Source organism: Pseudoxanthomonas sp. LjRoot206 (assembly GCF_056175725.1).
Map to the genome: position 1 here is coordinate 426,203 of NZ_JBGFFI010000005.1, position 25,044 is coordinate 451,246.

Annotated in this window: 22 protein-coding genes and 3 tRNA genes; 6 read left to right on the forward strand and 19 right to left on the reverse strand. The window is 67.3% G+C overall.

Features of this window, described 5'->3' with window-relative positions:
* Nucleotides 1–46: 46 nt before the first annotated feature.
* Nucleotides 47–123 (forward strand) — tRNA-Arg (locus AC04MD_RS17420).
* Between the two features lie 129 nt (nt 124–252).
* Here the strand turns inward: AC04MD_RS17420 and AC04MD_RS17425 are convergent.
* The 9 genes from AC04MD_RS17425 to AC04MD_RS17465 form a co-directional block, all read right to left on the reverse strand.
* Nucleotides 253–345 (reverse strand) — tRNA-Ser (locus AC04MD_RS17425).
* Nucleotides 346–419: 74 nt separating this feature from the next.
* Entirely contained in the window at nt 420–629 is a 210-nt protein-coding gene (gene csrA / locus AC04MD_RS17430) for a carbon storage regulator CsrA (protein WP_475498523.1), read from the reverse strand.
* 151 nt (nt 630–780) lie between these two features.
* Nucleotides 781–3,432 carry an alanine--tRNA ligase gene (gene alaS / locus AC04MD_RS17435; protein WP_475498555.1) on the reverse strand — a complete coding sequence of 884 codons (2,652 nt, stop codon included), beginning with the start codon at nt 3,430–3,432 and terminating at the stop codon, nt 781–783.
* Nucleotides 3,433–3,525: 93 nt separating this feature from the next.
* Nucleotides 3,526–4,041, reverse strand: coding sequence for a recombination regulator RecX (recX, locus tag AC04MD_RS17440; protein WP_475498524.1), 516 nt, complete (start codon nt 4,039–4,041; stop codon nt 3,526–3,528).
* Nucleotides 4,042–4,061: 20 nt separating this feature from the next.
* Nucleotides 4,062–5,099 (reverse strand): recombinase RecA, encoded by a 1,038-nt coding sequence (gene recA, locus AC04MD_RS17445; RefSeq protein WP_475498525.1) that lies wholly within the window; start codon nt 5,097–5,099, stop codon nt 4,062–4,064.
* A 178-nt stretch (nt 5,100–5,277) separates the two neighbouring features.
* Nucleotides 5,278–5,919: a transcriptional repressor LexA gene (lexA, locus tag AC04MD_RS17450; protein ID WP_475498526.1), complete on the reverse strand. Its 642-nt coding sequence runs from the start codon at nt 5,917–5,919 to the stop codon at nt 5,278–5,280.
* Nucleotides 5,920–5,936: 17 nt separating this feature from the next.
* The gene (locus AC04MD_RS17455; RefSeq protein ID WP_475498527.1) at nt 5,937–6,878 is read right to left on the reverse strand and encodes a hypothetical protein; all 942 of its coding nucleotides are present in this window, start codon (nt 6,876–6,878) and stop codon (nt 5,937–5,939) included.
* Between the two features lie 92 nt (nt 6,879–6,970).
* Nucleotides 6,971–7,462, reverse strand: a complete 492-nt coding sequence (locus AC04MD_RS17460) for a CinA family protein (RefSeq protein ID WP_475498528.1) — start codon at nt 7,460–7,462, stop codon at nt 6,971–6,973.
* 126 nt (nt 7,463–7,588) lie between these two features.
* The gene (locus AC04MD_RS17465; protein ID WP_475498529.1) at nt 7,589–10,246 is read right to left on the reverse strand and encodes a TonB-dependent receptor; all 2,658 of its coding nucleotides are present in this window, start codon (nt 10,244–10,246) and stop codon (nt 7,589–7,591) included.
* A gap of 393 nt (nt 10,247–10,639) precedes the next feature.
* Here AC04MD_RS17465 and mutS point away from each other — a divergent pair, with 393 nt between their 5' ends.
* The 3 genes from mutS to AC04MD_RS17480 all read left to right on the forward strand — a co-directional run bounded on the left by mutS (nt 10,640) and on the right by AC04MD_RS17480 (nt 16,601).
* Nucleotides 10,640–13,183: a DNA mismatch repair protein MutS gene (gene mutS, locus AC04MD_RS17470; protein ID WP_475498556.1), complete on the forward strand. Its 2,544-nt coding sequence runs from the start codon at nt 10,640–10,642 to the stop codon at nt 13,181–13,183.
* Nucleotides 13,184–13,587: 404 nt separating this feature from the next.
* Entirely contained in the window at nt 13,588–15,834 is a 2,247-nt protein-coding gene (gene katG / locus AC04MD_RS17475; protein ID WP_475498530.1) for a catalase/peroxidase HPI, read from the forward strand.
* 152 nt (nt 15,835–15,986) lie between these two features.
* Entirely contained in the window at nt 15,987–16,601 is a 615-nt protein-coding gene (locus AC04MD_RS17480; protein WP_475498531.1) for a DUF937 domain-containing protein, read from the forward strand.
* Between the two features lie 69 nt (nt 16,602–16,670).
* On the opposite strand, the gene AC04MD_RS17485 is transcribed toward AC04MD_RS17480, so the two are convergent.
* From AC04MD_RS17485 to ffh, 8 genes are all read right to left on the reverse strand, one after another.
* Entirely contained in the window at nt 16,671–17,072 is a 402-nt protein-coding gene (locus AC04MD_RS17485; protein ID WP_475498532.1) for an RNA-binding S4 domain-containing protein, read from the reverse strand.
* Between the two features lie 22 nt (nt 17,073–17,094).
* Complete coding sequence (locus AC04MD_RS17490) at nt 17,095–17,364, reverse strand: hypothetical protein (RefSeq protein WP_475498533.1); 270 nt, start codon at nt 17,362–17,364, stop codon at nt 17,095–17,097.
* Nucleotides 17,365–17,468: 104 nt separating this feature from the next.
* Nucleotides 17,469–17,870 carry a 50S ribosomal protein L19 gene (rplS, locus tag AC04MD_RS17495; RefSeq protein WP_162339055.1) on the reverse strand — a complete coding sequence of 134 codons (402 nt, stop codon included), beginning with the start codon at nt 17,868–17,870 and terminating at the stop codon, nt 17,469–17,471.
* Between the two features lie 148 nt (nt 17,871–18,018).
* Nucleotides 18,019–18,777 (reverse strand): tRNA (guanosine(37)-N1)-methyltransferase TrmD, encoded by a 759-nt coding sequence (trmD, locus tag AC04MD_RS17500; RefSeq protein WP_475498534.1) that lies wholly within the window; start codon nt 18,775–18,777, stop codon nt 18,019–18,021.
* A gap of 63 nt (nt 18,778–18,840) precedes the next feature.
* Nucleotides 18,841–19,368: a ribosome maturation factor RimM gene (gene rimM / locus AC04MD_RS17505; RefSeq protein WP_475498535.1), complete on the reverse strand. Its 528-nt coding sequence runs from the start codon at nt 19,366–19,368 to the stop codon at nt 18,841–18,843.
* 38 nt (nt 19,369–19,406) lie between these two features.
* Nucleotides 19,407–19,661 carry a 30S ribosomal protein S16 gene (gene rpsP / locus AC04MD_RS17510; RefSeq protein WP_062353216.1) on the reverse strand — a complete coding sequence of 85 codons (255 nt, stop codon included), beginning with the start codon at nt 19,659–19,661 and terminating at the stop codon, nt 19,407–19,409.
* A gap of 93 nt (nt 19,662–19,754) precedes the next feature.
* Nucleotides 19,755–20,555, reverse strand: a complete 801-nt coding sequence (locus AC04MD_RS17515; RefSeq protein WP_475498536.1) for an aminotransferase class IV family protein — start codon at nt 20,553–20,555, stop codon at nt 19,755–19,757.
* 154 nt (nt 20,556–20,709) lie between these two features.
* The gene (gene ffh, locus AC04MD_RS17520; protein ID WP_475498537.1) at nt 20,710–22,080 is read right to left on the reverse strand and encodes a signal recognition particle protein; all 1,371 of its coding nucleotides are present in this window, start codon (nt 22,078–22,080) and stop codon (nt 20,710–20,712) included.
* Between the two features lie 96 nt (nt 22,081–22,176).
* Here ffh and AC04MD_RS17525 point away from each other — a divergent pair, with 96 nt between their 5' ends.
* Nucleotides 22,177–22,968, forward strand: a complete 792-nt coding sequence (locus AC04MD_RS17525) for a cytochrome C assembly family protein (protein ID WP_475498538.1) — start codon at nt 22,177–22,179, stop codon at nt 22,966–22,968.
* A gap of 126 nt (nt 22,969–23,094) precedes the next feature.
* Here AC04MD_RS17525 and radA read toward each other — a convergent pair whose 3' ends face one another.
* On the reverse strand, nt 23,095–24,483 hold the full coding sequence (radA, locus tag AC04MD_RS17530) for a DNA repair protein RadA (protein WP_475498539.1): 1,389 nt from the start codon (nt 24,481–24,483) through the stop codon (nt 23,095–23,097).
* A gap of 103 nt (nt 24,484–24,586) precedes the next feature.
* Nucleotides 24,587–24,662 (reverse strand) — tRNA-Thr (locus tag AC04MD_RS17535).
* A 196-nt stretch (nt 24,663–24,858) separates the two neighbouring features.
* On the opposite strand from AC04MD_RS17535, the gene AC04MD_RS17540 reads away from it, so the two are divergent.
* Nucleotides 24,859–25,044: transposase (locus AC04MD_RS17540; RefSeq protein ID WP_475498540.1), on the forward strand; the 186-nt coding region annotated here is incomplete at its 3' end.

Consider the following 25,044-nt stretch of genomic DNA (forward strand, 5'->3'; position numbering starts at 1 on the left):
TTGACGGGTGAACGTCCTTCGTGCAGAATTCCGCTTCTAACGAAACGCGCCCGTAGCTCAGCTGGATAGAGTACCTGGCTACGAACCAGGCGGTCGGGAGTTCGAATCTCTCCGGGCGCGCCATCTTGAAGCAGGCTGACTTTGGTCAGCCTGTTTTTTTTCGTCTGCGCGTCGAGCACGGAGAGCGATGACGCACCACTTTGTGCGCGCGCAAAAAAGAAGCCCCGCATCGCGGGGCTTCTTTTTTCAAACTGGCGGAGTGAGAGGGATTCGAACCCTCGATAAGGCTTTTGACCCTATACTCCCTTAGCAGGGGAGCCCCTTCAGCCGCTCGGGCATCACTCCGGTTTGTCTTGCGCTGCAGCCATGCTGCAGCGGCCGCATAGGATAGCGGCTCGCCGCGCAGGCGGCAAACAAAATCATTCGGAAGCGACGTTCTCTGAGGAGGCAGGCGATGAAATCTCTTCGCCACGCTGGATGCGCTGGTAGATCTCTTCGCGATGCACGGCCACGTCCTTGGGCGCGGTAATGCCGATGCGCACTTGGTTGCCTTTCACGCCAAGCACGGTCACCGTGACCGAGTCGCCGATCATCAGGGTTTCGCCGACACGGCGGGTCAAGATCAACATGTTTCTTCTCCGTAATCCGGCAAAGGATAGTGCCGGGGGCGCGCTGGCTTCGTGAAAACGGGCCGGCGGCTTCCTGGTACATTCATGAACCTAAAGCATGTTAGCGGCCGGAGGTACACGGCCGCAAGCACCGATTGGTCCAATACGGGGGTCAGCCGAGCCGCTGCTGGACCCATTCCGGAACGCCCCGAAGGGCGGTCGCAAGGGCGGGCCCGTCCTCACCACCACCCTGGGCGAGGTCCGGGCGGCCACCGCCCTTGCCGCCGATCTGACCCGCGATATGTGAGAGGAGTTCCCCCGCCTTGACCCGACCGGTTGCGGCGCCGTTCACGCCCGCCACCAGGGCAGCCTTGCCGTCGGCCGTACCGGCCAGAACGATCACGGTGTCGCCAAGCTGCTGTTTCAGGCGATCCACCGCATCGCGCAGCGCCTTGGCATCGAAGCCCTCCAGCCGCGACGCGAGCACCCGGATGCCGCCGACGTCGACGGCTGCGCTGCCCAGGTCCGACGTGGCGCTCGAGGCCGCCTTCGCCTTCAGCGACTCCAGTTCGCGCTCGAGCTTCTTCTGCCGGTCCGCCAGTGCACGGATCTTCTCGACCACCTCGCCGGCATTGCCACCCAGCAGGCCAGCCGCCTCGGACAAACGGCGTTCCTGGTCGGCGACGTAATCGAGAGCACCCTGCCCCGTCACCGCCTCGATGCGCCGGACGCCTGCGGACACGCCGCTTTCGCCGACCAGCTTGAACAGGCCGATGTCACCGGTCCGGCCGACATGGGTGCCGCCACAGAGCTCCGTGGAGTAGTCGCCCATTCTGAGCACGCGCACGTGCTCGCCGTACTTCTCGCCGAACAGGGCCATGGCGCCGAAATCCAGCGCCTCCTGCATGCCCATGTGATGCACTTCCGCCGCACTGTTCGCGCGGATCTGTGCATTGACGCGACGCTCGATCTCGGCCAGTTCGGCCGACGTCATCGGCTGGAAGTGGGAGAAATCGAAACGCAGGCGATCCGGCGCCACCAGCGAGCCCTTCTGCTGGACGTGCGTACCCAGGACTTCGCGCAGCGCCGCATGCAGCAGGTGGGTAGCGGAATGATTGAGGATGGTGCTCGCACGACGCGCAGCATCCACCGATGCGACCACATGATCGCCCAGCTTCAGCGCACCCTTGGCGACGCGGCCGGCATGGCCGTGGAACTGGCCCGCGAACTTCAATGTGTCCGCGACATCGAACTCCACGCCCTGTTCGGCGAGCACGCCCATATCACCCACCTGGCCGCCCGACTCCGCATAAAACGGCGTGCGATCCAGAATAACCACGGCCTCGTCGCCCGCTTCGACCGACTGCACCGGACGACCGTCCTTCAACAGCGCAACGACCTGCAGGCCACCGGCATCCAGCTGGTCGTAGCCAAGGAAGACGGTCGGCGACAGCTGGGCCACCAGATCGGCAGGCAGGCCCGTCGTGGAGGCGAACTTGCCAGCAGCCCGGGCCGTCTCGCGCTGCTGCTCCATCGCCGCGTCGAAGCCGGTCATATCGACCGTCAATCCACGCTCGCGAGCGATGTCAGCGGTGAGGTCGACCGGGAAACCGTAGGTGTCGTACAGCCGGAAGGCGTCGGCGCCAGGAATCACGCCATCGGTCACACGCGCTGCGACGTCGTCGAAAATGCGCATGCCGGAGTCCAGCGTCTCGGCGAAGCGCTCCTCTTCGGCCTTGAGCGCCCGCTCGACCAGCTCGCGGGCCGCCGGCAGCTCGGGATACGCTTCGCCCATCAGCTCCGACAGCGTCCCGACCATCTTGTGGAAGAACGGCTGGCGGACACCCAACATCCAGCCATGACGCAGCGCGCGGCGGATGATCCGGCGCAGTACATAGCCCCTGCCCTCGTTGGACGGCAACACGCCATCGACGATGAGGAAGCTGCAGGCACGGATGTGATCGGCGATCACGCGCAGCGACTTGTTCTCCAGGTCCGGCGTACTGGTCAGCTCGGCCGCCTTCCGGATCAGACCCTGGAACAGGTCGATCTCGTAATTGGTATGGACGTGTTGCAGGACCGCCGCAAGACGCTCCAGGCCCATGCCGGTATCGACGCACGGCGCCGGCAGCGGCACCAATGTGCCGTCGGGCTGGCGGTCGAACTGCATGAAGACGTTGTTCCAGATCTCGATGTACCGGTCGCCATCCTCGTCGGGCGAGCCCGGAGGACCGCCGGCGATGTGGTCGCCGTGGTCGTAGAAGATCTCGGTGCACGGCCCGCAGGGGCCGGTATCGGCCATCTGCCAGAAATTGTCAGAAGCGTAGGGTGCGCCCTTGTTGTCGCCGATCCGCACGATGCGCTCGGCCGGCAGGCCGATCATGTCGTGCCAGAGATCGTAGGCCTCGTCATCCGTGTGGTAAACGGTGACCAGCAGGCGCTCCTTCGGGAGCTTCCAGACTTCGGTCAGCAGTTCCCAGGCCCAGCCGATGGCTTCCTTCTTGAAGTAATCGCCGAAGGACCAGTTGCCCAGCATTTCGAAGAACGTGTGGTGGCGCGCGGTGTAACCGACTGAATCCAGGTCGTTGTGCTTGCCGCCCGCACGCAGGCAACGCTGTACGTCGGCTGCGCGGACATAGCTGCGCTTCTCGGCCCCCAGGAACACGTCCTTGAACTGCACCATGCCGGAGTTGGTGAACAGCAGTGTGGGGTCGTTGCCGGGCACCAGCGAGGCGGACGGCACGATGGTATGGCCCTTGCCGGCAAAGAAATCGAGGAAATCCTGGCGGATCTGACGGGTGCTGAGGGTCTTGGAAGTGGTCATCTGGCAGGCATTGGCTGGAAGGCGCTTCATGGCGTCGCGTCATCCACCGATATGCGGATGCGGCCGGGGGAAGCAACCCAATGCGCTAGATTATCAGGCCACCCCGCCCCAGTCCTCCGGATCCAGTTGACTGGCGGCACGGACGGCCACCCCATCGAAGCCGCGCCGGATGAGGAAATCCGCAATCTTCCGAGCCTGTGCCGGCTCGATCCGGCGGGCTGGACCGAAACGCCGACGGACGAGGTCGCACGCCGTTTCGGTCCAGTCGCCATCGAAGGTGGCCATGGCCGCCGCTACCGCCTCGCGGTCCAGCCCGTGGGTGGACAGCTCGGCTTTGATGCGCAGCGGACCGTAACCCCCCGAAGCCCGGCTGCGGACGAGCGCCTCTGCAAAGCGCGTGTCGCTCTGCCAGCCTTCCTCCGCAAGCCGGTCCACGGCCGATCGCACATCGGCCGCATCCACACCGCGGGACGCCAGTTTCCGGGTGAGTTCGCGACGGGAGTGCTCCCGCCGGGTCAGCAGACCCAGCGCGCGCTGCACCGGGGTCTGTTCAACCGGCTTGCGCCGGCGTCCCCTGCTCGCTCCCGCCTGACCGTCCTGTTCGGACACCGTGCGTCACCGAAGCCTTGTCAGTCGTCGCTGTCGTCGTCGGCACTCTCGTCGCGCTGCGCTTCGGCGGGCTGGAATTTCTCACGCAGCTCCGCCTCCAGCTTCGCGGCGATGGCCGGGTTCTCGCGCAGGAACGTGCGCGAATTGTCCTTGCCCTGGCCGATACGCTCGCTGCCGTAGCTGTACCAGGCGCCTGCCTTGTCCACGAGCTTGGCATCCACGCCCATGTCGATCAGTTCACCCTCGCGGCTGATGCCCTCGCCGTACAGGATCTCGGTGACTACCTGTTTGAACGGAGGGGCCAGCTTGTTCTTGACGACCTTGATCTTGGTCTGGTTGCCGATGATCTCGTCGCCTTTTTTGATGGCACCGATGCGGCGGATATCCAGACGCACGGAAGCGTAGAACTTCAACGCATTGCCGCCGGTGGTGGTTTCCGGGCTCTGGCCGGGCATCATCACGCCGATCTTCATGCGCAGCTGGTTGATGAAGACCACCAGCGTGTTGGAGCGCTTGATGTTGCCGGTCAGCTTGCGCAGCGCCTGGCTCATCAGGCGAGCCTGCAGGCCGGGCAGCTGGTCGCCCATCTCGCCCTCGATCTCGGCCTTCGGCGTCAGTGCCGCCACCGAGTCGATCACCACGATGTCGATCGAGCCCGAGCGGACCAGCATGTCGGCGATTTCCAGCGCCTGTTCGCCGGTGTCCGGCTGAGACAGCAGCAGATCGTCCACGTTCACGCCCAGCTTCGCGGCGTAGATCGGATCCAGCGCGTGCTCTGCGTCGATGAACGCAGCGGTGCCGCCCTGCTTCTGGCACTCGGCGATGGCCTGCAGCGTCAGCGTGGTCTTGCCGGAGGACTCCGGACCGTAGATCTCGACCACGCGGCCCTTGGGCAAGCCGCCGATGCCCAGCGCGATGTCGAGCATCAGCGAGCCGGTGGGAATGACCTCGACGGGCTCGATGACCCGGTCACCCATGCGCATCACCGAGCCCTTGCCGAACTGGCGCTCGATCTGGGTCAGTGCGGCGGAAAGGGCGCGCTTCTTGTTCTCGTCCATCGTCGTGGTCCTAGTCAATGTGGTCAGGTGCGATCAGTGTGGGGAGCGTCCATCGCACAGGCTGCGACTGGACGGGGAGGAGTGAAATTAAGCGCCGACGCGGCTCGCGGGGATCGGCTTCCGCCGCACCGGGCCATCGGAAAACACCGCCCGGCGGCGTGGGGCGCGCTGGCACGCATCACCGGTTCGGCCTCACCAGACCGCAGTACAGGCCTTCGATGGCGAAGTCCTGGTCGGGCTGGACCTCGATGGGGGCGTAGTCGGGATTGCGCGGCAGCAGGCGGATGCGGTCCTTGCCGATCTTCAACAGCTTCACCGTGATCGCATCGTCGACCCGGGCGACAACGATCTGTCCCGATCGCGCGTCGCGCGTGCGGTGCACACCGATCAGGTCGCCGTCGAAGATGCCTTCGTCGCGCATCGAGTCGCCCTTGACCTTCAGCAGGTAGTCCGGCGCGGGCGCGAAGAATGCGCGGTCCAGCAGCACATAGTCGTGGTGGTCGGCATCCGCGCCGATCGGTGCACCGGCCGCCACCTGACCCAGCACCGGCACGCGCAGACCGTCGTCATTGGCGGGCGGGAACGCCAGGTCCGGCTGGGCGGAGGGCGGTGCTTTCAGCAGGCGGATGCCACGGGCCCGGCCCGGGACACGCTCGATCGCTCCGGCCTGCTCCAATGCTTCCAGGTGGTACTGCGCCGCGCGGACGCCCTTGAAGCCGAACGCCTTGGCGATCTCGGCCTGCGACGGCGGCATGCCTTCGGCTTCGAGCCGCTCGGCGATCAGGGCAAGGATGGCGTGCTGGGTATCGGTCAGGTCCATGATTAGTAGTAATACTACTAATCATCCCGTTCCGCAATAGCGTGCCGCCCGATCCCGTGGCTTCGTGCCCAGCGACCTTCTGCGAGTGCGAGATACCAGGCAAGGGGAATGACCGCGACCAGCGAGATGACCAGACCTTCCCGGACCAGCCAGACGGCTGCGGTGGACCACCATGGCTGCACGTCGCCAGCTAGATCCAACTCCGGCGCCACATAGATGGTGTGTACGGTAGCCCCCAGCAACGGCATGCCGAGGAACACGGTCACCAGGCCGGTCAGCCACGCGAAAGCCACCAGCTCCAGGACCACGTCACCTCGCGGAAGTCGACGCAGGTCCGCGACGGCGGGAGCGAGCCGCCCAGCGTTGAACCAGGCCAGCAACACCAGCAACAAGCCCGTCGCAGCGAGCACGTCATCCAGCACCATCAGTATCAATCCGGGCACCACGGGCTCCAGCCAAGCCTCCGCCAACCCGGACAACATGCCGAACAGGGCACACGCGCCACTCACCAGGACGGCGCGCCATCCGGGCCAATGCAGACCGAGTATCGGGGCGGGTCGCCGCCTGTCCAGCAGCGCTGGACGCCACGCCACGAACGGCAGCAGCAGGCCGGCAATGGCGGTCACGATGAACAGCGTCCACCCTGGCCACCCGTTGTCGTCGGGGCGTGTCACGAGCAGGATCACGCCGATCCCCAGCATCCACGACAGGCTCGACACGACGAAGGCGCGGGACCGCAGTGGCCACGCCAATGCCTCCATCACGCGCCCCCGGCGATCCAGCCAGGCGCCCACGCGCAAGACCAGCCAGGCCAGCACCGCGCAAGTCAGGAACCACCCCGCCAATACCATCGGCAATACCCAGGCCAACGGCCATCCACGCAGGCCACCGGCTTCGGCAAACAGCTCCAGATCCATCACGGCAAACAACCCCGCCCGGCCCGCCAACAGCCACGCCATCGCGACGGTGCTCCAGACCGCCAAGCCGAGCGCGATGACACCCCACCGCGGCGTCTGCCCGGGGAAAGCCGCTCCTGCGGGCAGGATCGTACTCAGACTGCTTCGAGTCCGTGCAAGGCGGCGGCGACGGTCTGCCGGCGCACGGCCTCACGATCGCCTTCGAACAGGAAGACCTCCGCCCGTGCATAGCCGCCGCGGCGCTTCCAGCCGATCCACACCGTGCCCACCGGCTTGTCGGGGCCACCACCGCCGGGACCGGCGATGCCGGTGACCGCCACGGCGACGCTGGCGCCGGAGTTCACCAGGGCGCCGGACACCATTTCGATCACCGTCTCGCGGCTGACGGCGCCATGCGTTTCCAGCGTCTGCGGGCGCACACCCAACAGCGCCTGCTTGGCTTCGTAGCTGTAGGCGGCCATGCCGCAATCGAACCAGTCCGACGAACCGGCGATGTCGGTGACGCACTTCGCGATCCACCCCCCGGTGCAGCTCTCCGCGGTGACCAGGTGGTCGCGCCGCTCGCGCAGTCGTTCACCCACGCGCTCGGCTAGGACGCGCAGCGCTTCATCGTTCGGTGCGGACATCATCGGTTCCAACAGGGGGACGCGGGTGTTGTAGCCCATTTGGCCCACGCTGTCGCCCCGGCAGCGGCCGGAAAGAAAACGGCCCGCCAGGGGGGCGGGCCGTTCGCTACATAGAGCGAAGGGGGATCAGTAGCGGACGCGCAGGGTCATGCCGTACATGCGCGGCGCGCCGAGGAACGCGTTGAAGGTGTTGAGCGGGTTGTTCGGATCCGGGAACAGGCCCTGCAGCGGACCGTCGAAGCCAACCTGCACGTAATCCTCGTCGGTCAGGTTGGTGCCCCACAGTTCCAGCATCCAGCGGCCATCGCTGCGGCCGAAGCCGAGCCGGGCGTTGAACACGGTGTAGGCGCTCTGGTGCTTCTCGACGTCGAGGTCCGAGCCGGTGTTGTAGTCGCCCATGTACTTGCCGCCGATGTTGAAGCGGCCGATATGGTCGGCACCGAAATCCCACTCGTAGGTGGCGGACAGCGAGCCCGACCATTCCGGCGCGAACGGCATCGTCGCGCCCGGCAGCTTGTACAGCGCGCCCGAGGTGCTGAGCGGGGTGCGCTCGACGAAGTCGCCACCGGGGATGTCGTCGCCGAATTCGGTCTTGGCGTACATCAGGCCGCCCTGCAGCATCAGGCCCTGCACCGCGCGCGGCTGCCACAGGATCTCGGCGTCCAGGCCCGACGAGGTCACCTCGGGAATCGAGCGCACCACGAAGCTGGTGCCCAGGAAGCTGTTGAGCTGGAAGTCCTCGTACTCCTGGTGGAACAGGGTGGCGTTCAACAGCAGCGTGCCGTCCGCCCAAGTGGTCTTGGTGCCCAGCTCGAAGCTGTCGACGAACTCACCGCCGAAGGAGGTGTCGTTGACCGGGCGGATGCCCTGCCCGCTGCTCGACAGGCCGTCGGCCGACTGCACGCGGTCCAGGTTGAAGCCACCGCCCTTGTAGCCGCGGGCGTAGGACGCGTAGGTCATGACGTTCTCGTTCCAGCGGTAGGCCGCCTTCACCGTGCCCGACCACTCCTTGTCCTCCATTTCCTGGAACGTGTTGCGGCCGTTATGCAGCGCGTTCGCCCACGGCAGGCACATGTAGCCGGCGATGGTAGGGCCGACGGAGGCCAGGATGGCGTTCTGGTTGGCCGCCGGCAGCGAGGCGAACACCGAACTGCGCGACGCCAGCGCGGCGCGCAGCAGCGCGAAGCGGTTCGGATTGGCGGCGTTCTGGTCGGTCAGCGTGCCGGTACAGGCGAGGCTCCCGTTGGGGTTGCTGTACGACGAGGTCAGGTCCTTCTTCTCACGGGTGTAGCGCAGGCCCAGCGTCAGGTCCAGCGCATCCGTGGCGTGCCAGGTGTTGTTGGTGAACAGCGCCAGGCTCTTGGCATCCTGCTTGTAACGGTCCAGCGACCCCAGGCCGACGAAGCCGGTACCGAACGGACGCCCGCCCACCTGCGCGAGGAACGCGGCCGGCGAGATGTTGTTCGGATTGTTCAGCGGCACGCCCGCCGCGCCGAGGCTCTGGCCGACCAGCTGGTACACCAGCGTGGACACGTATGGCTCGTAGTGCGGACCGATGCGGTAGGTCTCGTTGCGGGTCAGTTCCTCGTCCGAGTAGAACGCGCCCACCATCCAGTCGATGCGCTCGCTGGAGCCGGTCAGGCGGAATTCCTGGCTGAAGGTGTCGAAGCCGGTGAACGACTCGTCCTTGTCGGCGTTGCGGTAGAGCAGGTCGGCCGTGCTGAAGTCGTAGTCCAGGCCGTTGATGGCCTCCCACTGCCGCGAGGCCGTGATCGAGGTCAGCGTGGCGCCGCCGAACCACGGCGTGTCCCAGTTGATCTCGGCGGACAGGCCCCTGTCCATGATGTCCTGCGTGGTGGGACGGTTGCTGTAGGCCACGCGGTCGAACGGATCGTCGCCCGGCGCCGCCACGGCGCGGCCACCGGCCAGCGCGTTGAGGATCGCGGCGGTGCCGCCCACCGTGGTCTGCACGGCCGTGCAGCAGTTCTCGTCGCGGCTGGTGAAGTCGCCCGACAGCAGGATTTCCAGGTTCTCGGTCGGCTCCAGCAGCAGCTTGGCGCGAAGCGTGTGGAAGTTCTGGTCGTAGTCGTCGGTTTCCTCGCGCGGACCGTTGCCGGTGCGCACGTCCATCCAGCCGTCGCGCTTGCGCTTGGCGGCGAAGATGCTGAAGGCCGAGTTGTCGGACAACGCGTCGTTGTAGCTGCCGGACACGCCGATCGCGCCATAGTTGCCGACGGTGACCTCGCCCTCGGCGCTCTGCGTGTAGCTGGGGCGGCGCGTGACCACATTGATCACGCCAGCGGAGGTGTTCTTGCCGAACACGGTGCCCTGCGGGCCCTTCAGCACTTCGATGCGCTCGAGCTGGCCGAGGTCGCCGAAGCCGACGCTGTTGCGCGGGCGGTACACGCCATCGATCACCACGCCCACCGACGATTCCAGGCCGACGTTGTCGCCCACGGTACCGATGCCGCGGATACGCGCGGTGGTGATGGCTTCGTTCTGCGTGCTGGTCACGGTCAGGCCCGGCACCAGGACCTGCAGGTCCTTGATGTCGCGGACGCCGGTGTCCTGCAGCAGTTCCTCGGAGATCACGGCGACCGTGATCGGCACGTCCTGCAGCACTTCCTCGCGCTTCTGCGCGGTGACCGTCATGGTCCCCAGCGTGGTGGGCTCGTCCTCGCCGGCCGGCGCGCCCGCCTGCTGCGCATAGGCATGCGAGCTGGCGCAGAGCGCGGTGAAGACGGCGAGCGATAGCGCTTTATGCCTGGGCAATGCGTTGACCATGTTCTCCCCTCCCAAGGGTCATGTACTGGCAGTTGGTGCCTGTGTGGTTCCCGGTGTGACGTGCGGCAGTGCCGCCGATGACGAACGCAACTCCCCTTGCGTCAACGCGAAACTAACATCCGCTTCACAACGCGGCATTCTGCACTGCGTCGATACGCAGGCCACCACTTTGGCACGGATAAGCCACTGATTTTCCGAACGATCGTGCGGAACTCCGGTTACGCCAGCGATGCAGGCATCCACCACCGTGCACGGCGTACGACATCAGCGGCACCTTGCGATCACGCGCCCGCGTTCCACGGACCTCCTTCCCCGCCGCTACAATCAACGCCCTTTTGCACTCCCCTCCCCGCTGGCCTCGTGAGCAAAGACAAGTCGGAACACACGCCCCTGATGAAGCAGTTCTTCGCCGCCAAGGCGGAGTATCCGGATCTGCTGGTGTTCTTCCGGATGGGGGATTTCTACGAACTGTTCTACGACGACGCGCGCAAGGCCGCCCGGCTGCTCGACATCACCCTGACCCAGCGCGGCAGTTCCGGCGGTGCGCCCATCCCGATGGCAGGCGTGCCGGTGCATGCCTGCGAAGGCTATCTGGCGCGGCTGGTCGCACTGGGCGAATCGGTGGCGATCTGCGAGCAGATCGGCGACCCGGCGCTGGCCAAGGGCCTCGTGGAGCGCAAGGTGGTCCGCGTGGTCACGCCGGGCACAGTGACCGACGAAGCCCTGCTCAACGAGCGTCGCGACACGCTGCTGATGACCATCTGCCGCGGGCGCTCGGGCTACGGCCTGGCCTGGGCCGACCTTGCGGGCGGGCGCTTCATGGTCAACGAAGTCGACGGCGACGATGCGCTGGAAGCCGAACTCGCCCGACTGGAGCCGGCCGAACTGCTGGTCCCCGACGAAGAGGGCCTGCCCGCCTTCCTGCAACAGCGCACCGGCATCCGTCGACGCGCGCCGTGGCTGTTCGATCCGGACAGCGGCCGGCGGCAGTTGTTGAACTTCTTCGGTCTGCATGACCTGACCGGCTTCGGCATCGACGACAAGGCCTTGGCCACTGGCGCGGCCGGTGCGCTGCTCGGCTACGTCGAAGAAACCCAGAAGCAGCGCCTGCCTCACCTGACCGCGATCGCGGTGGAGTCGGCCGGCGATGCGATCGCGATGAATGCCGCCACGCGCCGGCACCTTGAACTGGACACCCGCGTTGACGGCGACAACAAGCACACGCTGCTTGGCGTGATGGACAGCACCGTCACCCCGATGGGTGGCCGCCTGCTGCGCCGCTGGCTGCATCGTCCCTTGCGCGATCGCGCGGTACTGGGTGAGCGCCACCATGCCGTGGCCACGCTGATCGGCCACGGCACCGAACGCGACCTGCGCAGCGGCTTCCGCGCGCTGGGCGACTTGGAACGCATCCTCACCCGCGTGGCGCTGCGCTCGGCGCGTCCGCGCGACCTGTCCACGCTGCGCGACGGGCTGGCGCTGCTGCCCGACGTCCGCGGTCACCTGCAGCCGCTCGACTCACCACGCCTGCAGGTGCTGGCGGCGGAGCTGGGCGAGCACGACGACACCGCCGCGCTGCTGCTGGCCGCCGTCGCACCGCAACCGCCGCTCAAGCTCACCGATGGTGGCGTGCTGGCCGACGGCTACGACGCCGAACTCGACGAACTGCGCCGGCTCAGCACGAACGCCGACCAGTTCCTGGTCGACCTGGAAGCGCGCGAGCGCGCCAGCAGTGGCATCGCCACGCTCAAGGTCGGCTACAACCGCGTGCACGGCTATTACATCGAGATCAGCAAGGGCCAGGCCGACAAGGCGCCGGTCCATTACACCCGCCGGCAGACCCTGACCGGCGCCGAACGCTACATCACCGAAGAACTGAAGCAGTTCGAAGACAAGGTGCTGTCGGCGCGCGAGCGCTCGCTGTCGCGCGAGAAGCTGCTCTACGACGCGCTGCTGGATACGCTCAACGCGCGCCTGGAGCCGCTGAAGCGCTGCGCCGCCGGCCTGAGCGAACTCGACGTGCTGGCCTCCTTCGCCGAACGCGCGCAGGAACTGGACTGGGCACAGCCCGAACTCGGCGACGCGCCCGGCCTGCTCATCGAACGCGGCCGCCATCCGGTGGTCGAGGCGGTGCGCAAGGACCCGTTCGAGCCCAACGACCTGCGCATGGACGAAGCGCGCCGCATGCTGGTGATCACCGGCCCGAACATGGGCGGTAAGTCGACCTACATGCGGCAGAACGCGCTGATCGTGCTGCTCGCGCATATCGGCAGCTTCGTGCCCGCATCGCGCGCGGTCATCGGGCCGATCGACCGCATCCTGACCCGCATCGGCGCCGGCGACGATCTCGCGCGCGGGCAGTCCACCTTCATGGTGGAAATGGCCGAGACCAGCTACATCCTGCATCACGCCACCGCGCAGTCGCTGGTGCTGATGGACGAGATCGGCCGTGGCACGTCGACCTACGACGGGCTGGCATTGGCCGATGCGGTGGCGCGCCACCTGGCCGCCAGCAACTGCTGCTACACCTTGTTCGCCACGCACTACTTCGAACTGACCGCGCTGGCCAACGAGTCCGGCAGCGGCATCGCCAACGTGCACCTGGACGCGGTGGAACACGGCGACTCATTGGTCTTCATGCACGCAGTGAAGGACGGCGCAGCGGACCGCAGCTTCGGCCTGCAGGTCGCGGCGCTGGCCGGCCTGCCGAAGACCACGCTGCAGCAGGCGCGCCGACGGCTGGCGGAACTGGAGCAGCGTGGCCGCGAGACGCATGCCTCCGACATGGCCCCGCAGGCGCTGGACGCCCCGCAGCAGTTCGGCCTGTTCGCCGCTGCACCGTCGGCCGCCCAGGAAGCGCTCGCCGCGATCGATCCGGACGAGCTGACGCCGAAGCAGGCACTGGAAGCACTCTACCGGCTCAAGGCACTGCTCTGATCCAGCCCGCTTGGGCGCGGAACACAGAAGGATCACCCCTGCCGCGGCCAACGCCGCGGTGTCTGCCTGCGCACGCATCTACAACATCGGCGTAACGCACGCAGGGTATCGTGGCAGCCGCGACGACGTAGACAGCGATGACGCGACGCACCATTGAAAGACGCTATCGAAGTCTTCGCCACAAACGATTTTCATTGATCGTTCGCACTGCCTAGTCTGGTCGCCATCCGCCAACGCCCTCGAAGGACGTCAGCCATGCGAGTGCCCACGTTGCCGCCTAGCCGGCATCTCCCCCCCTCTCCCATCCCAGTGCGCGACTGACCTGTCGCGTGCGACATCGCCCTGCAGTCCATCCGCTCCACCCACATTCCCACCCACACCCGACGGCCAAAGGAAGGAAACCCATGACCACCGAATCGAAGTGCCCGTTCCACCAGTCCGCTGGCGGCGGCACCGGCAACCGCGACTGGTGGCCCAACCAGCTGCGGGTGGACCTGCTGAACCAGCATTCGTCGCGCTCCAATCCGCTGGCGGGCGACTTCGACTACGCCGAGGCCTTCAACAAGCTGGATTACCACGCATTGAAGAAGGATCTGCGCGACCTGATGACCGACTCGCAGGACTGGTGGCCGGCCGACTTCGGTCATTACGGCGGCCTCTTCATCCGCATGGCCTGGCACAGCGCAGGCACTTACCGCATCCAGGACGGACGCGGCGGCGGTGGGCGCGGACAGCAGCGTTTCGCGCCGCTCAACAGCTGGCCGGACAACGTCAGCCTGGACAAGGCGCGGCGCCTGCTGTGGCCGATCAAGCAGAAGTACGGCCAAGGCATTTCCTGGGCCGACCTGATGATCCTCACCGGCAACGTGGCCCTGGAGACGATGGGCTTCCGCACCTTCGGCTTCGGCGGCGGACGCGAGGACGTGTGGGAGCCCGACCAGGACGTGTACTGGGGTCGCGAGACCACGTGGCTGGGCGGTGACATCCGCTATGCGCACGGCTCGGAGGGCGTCGAGAAGCCGGGCGACAGGGGCGTGCTGGTAGCCGATGACGATGCCGACGGCGACGTGCATTCGCGCCGCCTCGAGAATCCGCTCGCTGCCGTGCAGATGGGACTGATCTACGTGAACCCGGAGGGTCCGGACGGCAATCCCGATCCGCTGCTCGCGGCGAAAGACATCCGCGACACGTTCGCGCGCATGGCGATGGACGACGAGGAAACCGTCGCCCTGATCGCCGGCGGCCACACCTTCGGCAAGACCCACGGTGCCGGCCCGGCCGACAACGTCGGCGCCGAACCGGAAGCCGACGAACTGGAAGCGCAGGGCTTCGGCTGGCACAACACGTTCGGCAGCGGCCGCGGCGGCGACACCATCACCTCGGGTATCGAAGTGACCTGGACGCAGACCCCGACGCTGTGGAGCAACAAGTTCTTCGAGAACCTGTTCGGCTTCGAATGGGAACTGGAGAAGTCGCCGGCCGGTGCGCACCAGTGGGTGGCCAAGGACGCGCCGGAAGACGTGCCGTTCGCACACGACACGACGAAGAAGCAGCGCCCCAAGATGCTGACCACCGACCTGTCGCTGCGCTTCGATCCGATCTACGGCCCGATCTCGAAGCGCTTCCTGGAGAATCCGCAGGCGTTCGCCGAAGCCTTCGCACGCGCCTGGTTCAAGCTGACCCATCGCGACATGGGTCCGCGCGTGCGCTACCTGGGCCCGGAAGTGCCGAAGGAAGAACTGGTCTGGCAGGACCCGCTGCCGAAGGCGGACTACGCGGCGATCGACGCCGGTGATGTCGACGCGCTGAAGCAGAAGATCGCCGCCTCCGGCCTGTCGGTGGCGGAGCTGGTGTCCACCGCATGGGCGTCGGCCTCCACCTTCCGCGGCGGCGACAAGCGCGGCGGCGCCAACGGTGCCCGCATCCGCCTTGCGCCGCAGAAGGACTGGGCGGTCAACCAGCCCGAACAGCTGGCGAAGGTGCTGAAGGCACTGGAGCGCATCCAGATGGAGTTCAACCTGGATGCCGCCGGCGGCAAGAAGGTGTCGCTGGCCGACCTGATCGTGCTGGCCGGCGGCGTCGGCGTGGAACAGGCGGCGAAGGCCGGCGGCCATGCCGTCACCGTGCCGTTCCGCGTGGGCCGCACCGATGCGCGCGCCGATCAGACCGATGTCGAATCGTTCGCCGTACTGGAACCGCTCGCCGACGGCTTCCGCAACTACCTCAAGGGCCGCTCTGCGGTCCCGGCGGAACACCTGCTGGTGGATCGCGCGCAGTTGCTGACACTCACCGCGCCAGAGATGACAGTGCTGGTCGGTGGCCTGCGCGTGCTGGGCGCGAATGCGGATGGCAGCGCGCATGGCGTGTTGACCGGAAAACCCGGCACGCTGAGCAACGACTTCTTCGTCAATCTGCTCGACATGGGCACGGAGTGGAAGGCCACCGGCGCCAACGGCTACGAAGGACGCGACCGCAAGAGCGGCGCAGTGAAGTGGACCGGCACGCGGGTTGACCTGGTGTTCGGCTCCAACTCGGTGCTGCGCGCCCTGGCCGAGGTCTATGCCAGCAGCGACGGCCAGGCGAAGTTCGTCGACGACTTCGTGGCCGCCTGGACCAAGGTGATGGAACTGGACCGCTTCGACCTGCACTGATCGTTGCGTAGCCTCGGCGCCGCATGTCCCGACGGATATGCGGCGCCCTCGTTTCCGTCGGTCGGCGGGCGCTATTGTGAGTCGGAGAACACGCGGATTGGCGCTAGCATGGAGCGCCGCTTCCCCATCGCGTCCAGGAGGACGAACGCACCATGAGCAACGCTTCCCTCGCAGAAGATCTCTTTGCCCAGTTGCAGGGCGCGCCGTTGCAGCAGGTGTCCCAGCAGTTGGGAATCGGGCAGATGCAGGCCTCCAGCGCCGTCGGCGCGGCCCTGCCGCTGCTGCTGGGCGCGCTGGGCCGCAACGCCGCGCAGCCGCAAGGCGCGGAAGCCCTGTTCGGGGCCCTGCAACGCAACCACAACGGCCTGGATCTTGGCAGCGTGCTGGGCGCCGTGCTCGGTGGCGCGTCGTCGCCGCAGGCCAATGGCGCGGGCATCCTCGGCCATGTCTTCGGCGGCCAGCAGAACCGCGCCGAACTCGGCCTGGGCCAGGCCACCGGCCTGGGTGGCGAACGCGCCGGCCAGTTGCTGAAGATCCTGGCCCCGATCGTGCTCGCCTTCCTCGCCCAGCGCATGGGCCAGGGCGGCGCCCAGAACAACCCGCTCGGACTGGCCGAAGTGCTCGGCCAGGAGCAACGCCAGGTACAGCAACAAGGCGGCCTGGGCGGCGGACTGCTCGGCGCCGTGCTGGACCAGGATGGCGATGGCCAGTTGGGCCTGGGCGACATCCTCAAGATCGGCAGCGGCATGCTCGGCGGCGGACGCTGATCCTTACGCGACCATCGCCGCGATAAATAAGAAGGGCGCCGATGGCGCCCTTCTTCGTTTGCACCACGTTTACAGCGCGTCGATATCGCCCAGCGCGCGGATCAACCGGCGCGCGCGCTTGTCCGGCCGCGACTGTGGCGCCTGGTAGCCCGCGCGCTCCGCCTGCCGCGCGGCCAGCGCGGCCGCCCGCCGCGCCCGCGAGGACTCCAACTCGGCGTACAGGGCCTGGGCCACCGTCGCGGACCCGCGCTTGTCGCTGAGCGCACGAACTTCGATCTCGAACACATCGTCGCCCCGCGTCACCACCAGCATGTCGCCCACCCGCACCGCGCGCGAGGATTTTGCACGCTGCCCGGCCGCATCGACCTTGCCGGTCTCGATCGCCTGCTTGGCCAGGCTGCGGGTCCTGAAGAATCGGGCCGCCCACAGCCACAGGTCGAGGCGGACGGAAGCATCGGTGGATTCGGTCATCGAAGTACGGGATAAGGCCGCCTCAAGGCAGGCGCGAAGGAACGACGGGAAACGGCAGGTCGGTCTTGTGTTCGTAGGCGCGCTGGCAGGCCTTGGACATATGGAAGTCGCGTGCCGCCCGCCGCTGCGAGGACGAGGCATCCTTCGGCAGTGGTTGCGAGGCGGCGGCTCGTGCCTCGTCGGCGCACCATGCGAACGGCGCAGCCACGTGAGGATCGTTCCCCGCCATCGGATCGCTGGCGCAGCCAGCGATCAGCAGGATGCCCCAAGGAAGGATTCGGTTCGTATGCATGGCGCTCTCCGTGGCCGTTGGCGCCAGTCTGCACCGGAATCCGCCCGACGGAAACGCAAACGGCCACCCGAAGGTGGCCGTTCCTGCGACGCGCCTGTGCCGGATTACTCGGCGGCGGCAGCGGCGGCAGCCTGGCGGGCGGCCTTGGCGGCGGCGTTCGCGGCCAGGTCTTCCTTGATGCGGGCAGCCTTGCCTTCCAGGTCGCGCAGGTAGTACAGCTTGCCGGCGCGGACCTTGCCGCGGCGCTTCACTTCGACCGAGTCGATGGAGGCGCTGTGGGTCTGGAAGACGCGCTCGACGCCGTAGCCGTGCGAGATCTTGCGGACGGTGAAGGCCGAGTTCAGGCCGGCGTTCTTCTTGGCGATGACGACGCCTTCGTACGCCTGCACGCGCTCGCGGTTGCCTTCCTTGACCTTCACGTTGACGACCACGGTGTCACCGGGGCCGAACGCGGGCAGCTCGCGCGTGATCTGGGAGGCTTCGAATTCCTGGAGGAGCTTGCTCATGTTGGCACCAATGCTTGTAGGCGTGATCGTGTCTTGCGACAGCGGAAAACTGATGCAGTCGCCGGATTGCGCTGCACGATATTCTTATGGGATCCCGGGCGAGAACCGCCAAGGGTCGCACATTCTACCGGATTCCCGATCTGGCTGGCTACCCTTCCCCGTCCGTGCCCGCCAGGCTGGCGCGGAAGGCCGCCAGCAGGGCCTTGTCGGCCTTGGAGAGCGTGGCCTCGTCCAGCAGGTCGGGCCGCCGCAGCCACGTCCGGCCCAGGGCCTGCTGTCGCCGCCAGCGCGCGATGGCGGCATGGTCGCCCGAGCGCAGCACCGCCGGCACCTCGCCCAGCGGATGGCTGGAGGGATGGGTGAAATGCGGGCAATCCAACAGGCCGTCGCCTTCGAAACTGTCCTGCACGGCCGAATCGGCGTCATTCAACGCGCCGTCCTGCAGCCGGCCAACCGCATCGATGACCACCGCCGCGGCCAGTTCGCCGCCGGACAGCACGTAGTCGCCGATGGAGATTTCCTCATCGACCTCGGCCTCGAGGAAACGCTCGTCTACGCCTTCGTAGCGGCCGCACAGCAGGATCATGCGCGGCAGCGCGGCGAGTTCACGCGCCTTCTTCTGTGTCAGCGGCGCGCCCTGCGGGCTCAGGTAGATCAGCGGTGCCGGCGTGGCATCCGCGGTGCGCACGGCTGCGAGGCAGGCCTGCAGTGGCTCGATCATCATCACCATGCCGGGGCCGCCACCGAACGGGCGGTCATCGACCCGCCGGTAGCCGCCGCTGGCGTAGTCGCGCGGATTCCAGCCATGCAACGAAAGCAGCCCGCGTTCCTGCGCACGCCCTACCACGCCCACGGCCGCGGCCTGGGCGATGAAGTCGGGGAACAGGGTCATCACGTCGATACGCATGGCGATCGGCTGCCGCTCGTTAGGGATGCAGGGTAACCGCCACGGCGGTCACCTGTGGGACGACTAGAACTCGGGATCCCAGTCCACGGTCACGACGCCGGCCTCGAAATCCACCGAGCGCACGTAGTCGGGCTCGACGAACGGGATCAGCCGCTCGCGATCGCCACGCGTGACCAGGACGTCATTGGCACCGGTGGAGAACAGGTGCGAGACGGTACCAAAGTCGGTGCCGTCAACATGGATGACGCGCAGGCCTTCTAGGTCGACCCAGTAGAACTCGCCGGCGCTCGGCGGCGGCAGCGCGGAGCGCGGGACGAAGATCTCCTGCCCGTGCATCGCCTCCACCTGGTCGCGGTCCTCCACGCCCGGCAGCGTCGCCACCAGATGCTTGCCGGAGGCCTTGCCGCGCGCGCCGCTCAACTCGCGTTCGGCGCCGCTGGGGTCGCGCAAGGTCCACGGCTGGTAGCGGAAGATGGCGTCGCGCGGCTCGGTCCAGGATTCGATCTTGATCTGGCCGCGCACACCAAAAGCGCCCAGAAGCCTTCCCAGCAGAATCATTTTCTGCGGGGTCGGTGGGCGCTCGGTGTTCATGCGTACGGTGGGCCGCGCAGTACGCGCGGCCGGAGCCATCAGGCCGCGGGAGCGGCCTTGACTTCCTTGTAAAGGTTGCGGACCTTTTCGGTCAGCTGGGCACCGTTGCCGACCCAGTGGTCGACACGGGCGATGTTGAGTTCAACGCGCTTCTCGGCACCAGCGGCGACCGGGTTGTAGAAACCCACGCGCTCGATGTTGCGGCCGTCACGCGCGCTGCGCGAGTCGGTGACGATGATGTGGTAGAAGGGGCGCTTCTTCGCGCCGCCGCGGGTGAGACGGATCTTGACCATGGTGTTTTCCAGTGTTGCCCAGTCGCCAGAATGGCGAGGTAAGCCGGCTATTCTAAGCCATTGAATCGGTCAGGAAAACCCCGCCGGACCCGGTCAGGCCAGCGGCTCCCACGGCACGGCGTCCAGCGCACCCTTCAGCCCCGCCATGAGGGCCGTATCAGCCCCCCATGCGACAGCGTCGACGCCCACGACCGGCTGCAAGCCGCTGGCATTGCAGGCGAAGGCGGCCCGGAAGGCGCCCAGGTCGGAAAGGCCGATCGGCGCGATGTGTTGCGGGATGCCCACCTGCTCCAGCCCGGCCTGGAGCAAGCGCTCGGCGGTTCCCCGCAGGGCGGGCCCTTCCGGCCAGACGACGGACTGGCCGTCCCACAGGCCCAGGTTCCAGATCGACCCCTCGACCACCTGCCCGGCTGGATCGACGAACAGCGCATCGTCATACCCGTCCGCCAGCGCCTGCCGGCGGTAGTGGAACAAGGGGAACGTGCCCACGTGCTTGTACTGCGGTAGCGGGCGGACGAACGGATACGACTTCACCCGCAGCGCCGGCTTGTCCGCCGAGGCAGCCGGCGACAGCGTCACCAGTACGTCGGGCGCGATGCTGCGTGCGGGATCGCGGTAGTCGAACCGGGTGGAGAACACGGTGATGCGGACCGACGCATCGCGCACGCCGGCACGCTCCATCGCCTGCGCCGCCAGCTCGAGTGCGTCTTCACCGTCCAGCGCAGTACCGAACAGCGCGAGCGTCGCCTCCTCCAGTCGCTGCCGGTGCAGCGCACGCCCCTGCACGGCGCCATCGCGCACCTGCATCGAGGTGAAGTGGCCGTAGTTGGCCAGCGCGAGCGCGCGAAGATCGTCGGCGGTGGCGGGCTTGCCGTTGAGAAAGGAAGAGGACATGCGGGCGACTCCTGATGCCACTGTAGGAGCGACGTGAGTCGCGACCGGGAGAACGGAATCGCCGTGGAGGCTCGGAGCGGGCGACGCTGAACCGAGGACTGTCGGTGCGCGGTCGCGACTCACGTCGCTCCTACAACCGCAACAGCGCGAAACCTCAACGGAACGGCATGCCGCCGCGGCCGCCCATCATGCTCTTCATGTTGCGCATCATGCCCTTCATGCCGCCGCCGGCCAGCTTGCCCATCATCTTTTCCATCTGCTGGTACTGCTTCATCAGCTTGTTGACGTCGGCCGGCGTCAGGCCCGCGCCCTTGGCGATGCGGGCGCGGCGCGAGCCGTTGAGCAGGGCCGGATTGCGGCGCTCCTTCTTCGTCATCGAATTGATGATGGCGATCATGCGCGGCACTTCCTTGCCCTGCTGCACCTGCTGCTTCACGTGCTCGGGGATCTGGCCCATGCCCGGCAGCTTGTCCATCAAGCCGCCGATGCCGCCCATGTTCTGCATCTGCTCCAGCTGGTCGCGCATGTCGTTGAGGTCGAACTTCTTGCCCTTGATGACCTTGGCGGCGAGCTTCTCGGCCTTCTCGCGGTCGACGTTCTGCTCGACCTGCTCGACCAGCGACAGCACGTCGCCCATGTCGAGGATGCGGTTGGCCACGCGCTCGGGGTGGAACACGTCCAGGCCGTCGGGCTTCTCGCCCACGCCGATGAACTTGATCGGTTTGCCGGTGATGTAGCGCACCGACAGCGCCGCGCCACCGCGCGCATCGCCGTCGGTCTTGGTCAGCACCACGCCGGTCAGCGGCAGCGCCTCGCTGAAGGCCTTGGCGGTGTTGGCCGCGTCCTGGCCGGTCATCGCGTCGACGACGAACAGCGTCTCCACCGGCTTGACCGCCGCGTGCAGCGCCTTGATCTCGGCCATCATGGCCTCGTCGATCGCCAGGCGGCCGGCGGTGTCGACCAGCAGCACGTCGACGAAGGACTTCTTCGCATCGTCGATGGCGGCGCGCACGATGACTTCCGGCTTCTGCCCGGCGTCGGACGGGAAGAACAGCACGTCCACCTGCTGCGCCAGCGTCTTCAGCTGCTCGATCGCGGCCGGACGGTAGACGTCGGCGCTGACCACCATGACCTTCTTCTTGCGCTTCTCGCGCAGGTGCTTGGCCAGCTTGCCGACGGTGGTGGTCTTGCCCGCGCCCTGCAGGCCGGCCATCAGGATGACCGCCGGCGCCGGCACGTTGAGGTTGAGGTCGCTGGCCTGCGAGCCCATCACCGCGGTCAACTCGTCGCGGACCACCTTGATCAGCGCCTGGCCGGGCGTCAGCGACTTCAGCACTTCCTGGCCGACGGCGCGCACCTTGATGCGCTCGATCAGCGCCTGCACCACCGGCAAGGCCACGTCGGCCTCGAGGAGGGCGATGCGGACCTCGCGGGTGGCCTCGCGGATGTTCTCCTCGCTCAGGCGGCCACGGCCGCGCAGGCGCTCGATGGTGCCGGAGAGTCGCTGGGTCAGGGATTCGAACATGGGGGCAGGCAGGACCAGAAAAACGGACGGGAAGTATAAGCGGTCGTGCCGTGGCCGCCCCTGCTCAGGAGCCGCCCGCCGTGCGACACTCCTGCGATGACAGTCATTCTCATCGCCGTCGCGTTCTATCTGCTGGCCGCGGGCCTGCTGGTCCGCTCCGTGGCCCGCGACACCGGCAATGCCCCGCGTCCGTGGGTCTGGCCGGCGCTGGGCGCCGTCGTCCTGCATGGCGCCTACCACCTGCTGGTCGCCTGGCGGACGCCGGGCGGGCCGGACATGCATTTCTTCGCCGCCCTGTCGCTGGTGTCGCTGGGCATGGCGGCAATGACGCTGCTGGTCGCGATCCAGGGCCGCATGGCCGCGCTGGGGGTGTTCGCCTTTCCGCTGGCCGCCGTGCTGCTGGCGACGTACCACGCCTACGGCCACCAGGCCACGAACGGGCTGGACTGGCGCCTGCAGTTGCACGCCTGGCTGGCGCTGTTGGCCTACGCCGCGCTGGCGATCGCCGCGCTGCTGGCGGTGATGCTGTGGGCACAGGAGCGCGCCCTGCGCCGGCGCGAATTCCACCCCTGGCTGCGCGCGCTGCCGCCGCTGACCGAACTGGAAGACCTGCTGTTCCGCACGATCACGGTCGGCTTCATCCTGCTGACCGCCACGCTGCTGACCGGCGTGCTGTTCGTCGAGAACTTCCTGGTCCAGAAGCTCACCCACAAGACCGTGCTGAGCGTGCTGTCGTGGCTGACGTTCGGTGCCCTGCTGGTCGGTCGCTGGCGCTACGGCTGGCGCGGCGCCAAGGCCGTGCACTGGACGCTGACCGCGATGGTGCTGCTGTTGCTGGCGTTCTTCGGCAGCAAGTTCGTCTACGAGATGGTGCTGAGGCGCGCGTAAGCGTCTCGCGTTACCTGTAGGAGCGACGTCAGTCGCGACCGTGAGGTCGAATCACCAGGAGGTCCTGTCGCGTGCGCCGGCCGTGCGGTCGCGACTCACGTCGCTCCTACAAAAGCCGCATTAACCCTACTCCGCCGCCGCTTCCAGCGCCTGCGACAGCCGCTCCACCGCCACGACCTCAAGCCCCTTGAACGCGCCCGACTTCGGCGCGTTGCCCTTGGGCACGATGGCGCGCTTGAAGCCGTGCGTGGCGGCCTCGCGCAGGCGCTCTTCGCCGTTCGGCACCGGGCGGATCTCGCCCGACAGGCCCACTTCGCCGAAGGCCACGGTCTTCTCGGCCAGCGGGCGGTCGCGCAGCGAGGACAGCACGGCCAGCAGCACCGGCAGGTCGGCGGCGGTTTCCTGTACGCGGATACCGCCGACCACGTTGACGAACACATCCTGGTCGCCCACCACCACGCCCCCGTGCCGGTGCAGCACGGCCAGCAGCATGGCCAGGCGGTTCTGTTCCAAGCCCACGGCGACGCGGCGCGGGTTCGACAGCGGCGAGCTGTCCACCAGCGCCTGCACTTCCACCAGCAGCGGGCGGGTGCCTTCGCGGGTGACCATCACGCAGCTGCCGGGCTGCTGGGCGCTGCCGGACAGGAAGATCGCCGAGGGGTTGGGCACTTCCTTCAGGCCCTTCTCGCCCATCGCGAACACGCCCAGCTCGTTCACCGCGCCGAAGCGGTTCTTGAAGGCGCGCAGCACGCGGAAGCGGCTGCCGCTCTCGCCTTCGAAATACAGCACGGCGTCGACCATGTGCTCGAGCACGCGCGGGCCGGCGATGCCGCCCTCCTTGGTGACGTGGCCGACCAGGAACACGGCGGTGCCGGTCTCCTTGGCGTAGCGCACCAGGCGGGCGGCGCTCTCGCGCACCTGGCTGACGGAGCCGGGCGCGGCGGTCAGCGATTCGGTCCACAGGGTCTGCACGGAGTCGGCGACGATCAGCTTGGGCCGCGCCAGGGAGGCGTGCTGCAGGATGGTCTCGATGCCGGTCTCGGCCAGCGCCTGCAGGTTGTCCAGCGGCAGGTCCAGGCGCACGGCGCGGCCGGCGACCTGGGCCAGCGATTCTTCGCCGGTGACGTACAGGGCCGGCAGGCTGGCCGACATGCGGGCCAGGGCCTGCAGCAGCAGGGTGGACTTGCCGATGCCGGGGTCGCCGCCGACCAGCACCACGGCGCCTTCGACCAGGCCGCCACCCAGCACGCGGTCGAATTCGCCGATGCCGGTGGTCACGCGGGCTTCTTCGCTGTGGCGGACGTCCTTGAGGGCGGTGATCTTGGGGGCTTCGGCCTTGCCGGCCCAGCCGGAGCGGCGGGCGGCGGGGGGAGCGCCGGCGGCGGTCTCCAGGACGATCTCGCTGAGGGCGTTCCAGGCGCCGCAGTCGGCGCACTGGCCCTGCCATTTGCTGTGCTCGGCCCCGCATTCGGTGCAGACGTAGGCGGTGCGGGACTTGGCGGAGGTCTTGGCCACGGGGAACCTGTCGGGACGGCGAGCGGCTACTGTATCGGCCCGCCGTCTCCGCGGGCGAGACCCGGAAAAACAAAGCCCCGCCGAAGCGGGGCTTTGTCACGACTGGTGCCGGAAATAGGAATCGAACCTACGACCTACGCATTACGAATGCGCCGCTCTACCAACTGAGCTATTCCGGCGGAGCCGCGAATTTTAGGGGTTGGGGTGGGGGCGGGTCAATGCGGGGGTGTTGGGATGGGGTGGTAAGCCGCTGGGAAGCCGGGGTGCCGAGGGCTCCAGTGCTCCCTTGGACCGCCGGCTTCTCCGTATGTTTGAATCGCCCCGGGTTCAGTAGACATCTCCAAGCCGTACATTACGGCAATCATGGAGGTGTGTATGAGCGGCAAGCGGTATTCGGATGAGTTCAAGGCCGAGGCGGCGAAGCAGGTGATCGATCAGGGGCGTTCGGTGCGAGAGGTCTCGACCCGGCTGGGAGTGAGCATCGACTCGCTGTACGCGTGGGTCAGAGAGCAGCGCAAGGCACCGGCTACGCGGCAGGCGGATGCCTCGTTGGTGGCGGAG

What these genes read in the sequence shown, in the direction of transcription:
- rimM (WP_475498535.1), bottom strand. Translation starts at nt 19,368, where the DNA reads ATGAACACCGAGCGCCCACCGACCCCGCAGAAAATGATTCTGCTGGGA.
- AC04MD_RS17460 (WP_475498528.1), bottom strand. Translation starts at nt 7,462, where the DNA reads ATGTCCGCACCGAACGATGAAGCGCTGCGCGTCCTAGCCGAGCGCGTG.
- csrA (WP_475498523.1), bottom strand. Translation starts at nt 629, where the DNA reads ATGTTGATCTTGACCCGCCGTGTCGGCGAAACCCTGATGATCGGCGAC.
- rpsP (WP_062353216.1), bottom strand. Translation starts at nt 19,661, where the DNA reads ATGGTCAAGATCCGTCTCACCCGCGGCGGCGCGAAGAAGCGCCCCTTC.
- katG (WP_475498530.1), top strand. Translation starts at nt 13,588, where the DNA reads ATGACCACCGAATCGAAGTGCCCGTTCCACCAGTCCGCTGGCGGCGGC.
- rplS (WP_162339055.1), bottom strand. Translation starts at nt 17,870, where the DNA reads ATGAGCAAGCTCCTCCAGGAATTCGAAGCCTCCCAGATCACGCGCGAG.
- recA (WP_475498525.1), bottom strand. Translation starts at nt 5,099, where the DNA reads ATGGACGAGAACAAGAAGCGCGCCCTTTCCGCCGCACTGACCCAGATC.
- AC04MD_RS17490 (WP_475498533.1), bottom strand. Translation starts at nt 17,364, where the DNA reads ATGCATACGAACCGAATCCTTCCTTGGGGCATCCTGCTGATCGCTGGC.
- AC04MD_RS17525 (WP_475498538.1), top strand. Translation starts at nt 22,177, where the DNA reads ATGACAGTCATTCTCATCGCCGTCGCGTTCTATCTGCTGGCCGCGGGC.
- trmD (WP_475498534.1), bottom strand. Translation starts at nt 18,777, where the DNA reads ATGCGTATCGACGTGATGACCCTGTTCCCCGACTTCATCGCCCAGGCC.
- AC04MD_RS17455 (WP_475498527.1), bottom strand. Translation starts at nt 6,878, where the DNA reads ATGGCGTGGCTGTTGGCGGGCCGGGCGGGGTTGTTTGCCGTGATGGAT.
- AC04MD_RS17485 (WP_475498532.1), bottom strand. Translation starts at nt 17,072, where the DNA reads ATGACCGAATCCACCGATGCTTCCGTCCGCCTCGACCTGTGGCTGTGG.
- mutS (WP_475498556.1), top strand. Translation starts at nt 10,640, where the DNA reads ATGAAGCAGTTCTTCGCCGCCAAGGCGGAGTATCCGGATCTGCTGGTG.
- AC04MD_RS17480 (WP_475498531.1), top strand. Translation starts at nt 15,987, where the DNA reads ATGAGCAACGCTTCCCTCGCAGAAGATCTCTTTGCCCAGTTGCAGGGC.
- ffh (WP_475498537.1), bottom strand. Translation starts at nt 22,080, where the DNA reads ATGTTCGAATCCCTGACCCAGCGACTCTCCGGCACCATCGAGCGCCTG.
- AC04MD_RS17465 (WP_475498529.1), bottom strand. Translation starts at nt 10,246, where the DNA reads ATGGTCAACGCATTGCCCAGGCATAAAGCGCTATCGCTCGCCGTCTTC.
- lexA (WP_475498526.1), bottom strand. Translation starts at nt 5,919, where the DNA reads ATGGACCTGACCGATACCCAGCACGCCATCCTTGCCCTGATCGCCGAG.
- alaS (WP_475498555.1), bottom strand. Translation starts at nt 3,432, where the DNA reads ATGACCACTTCCAAGACCCTCAGCACCCGTCAGATCCGCCAGGATTTC.
- AC04MD_RS17515 (WP_475498536.1), bottom strand. Translation starts at nt 20,555, where the DNA reads ATGTCCTCTTCCTTTCTCAACGGCAAGCCCGCCACCGCCGACGATCTT.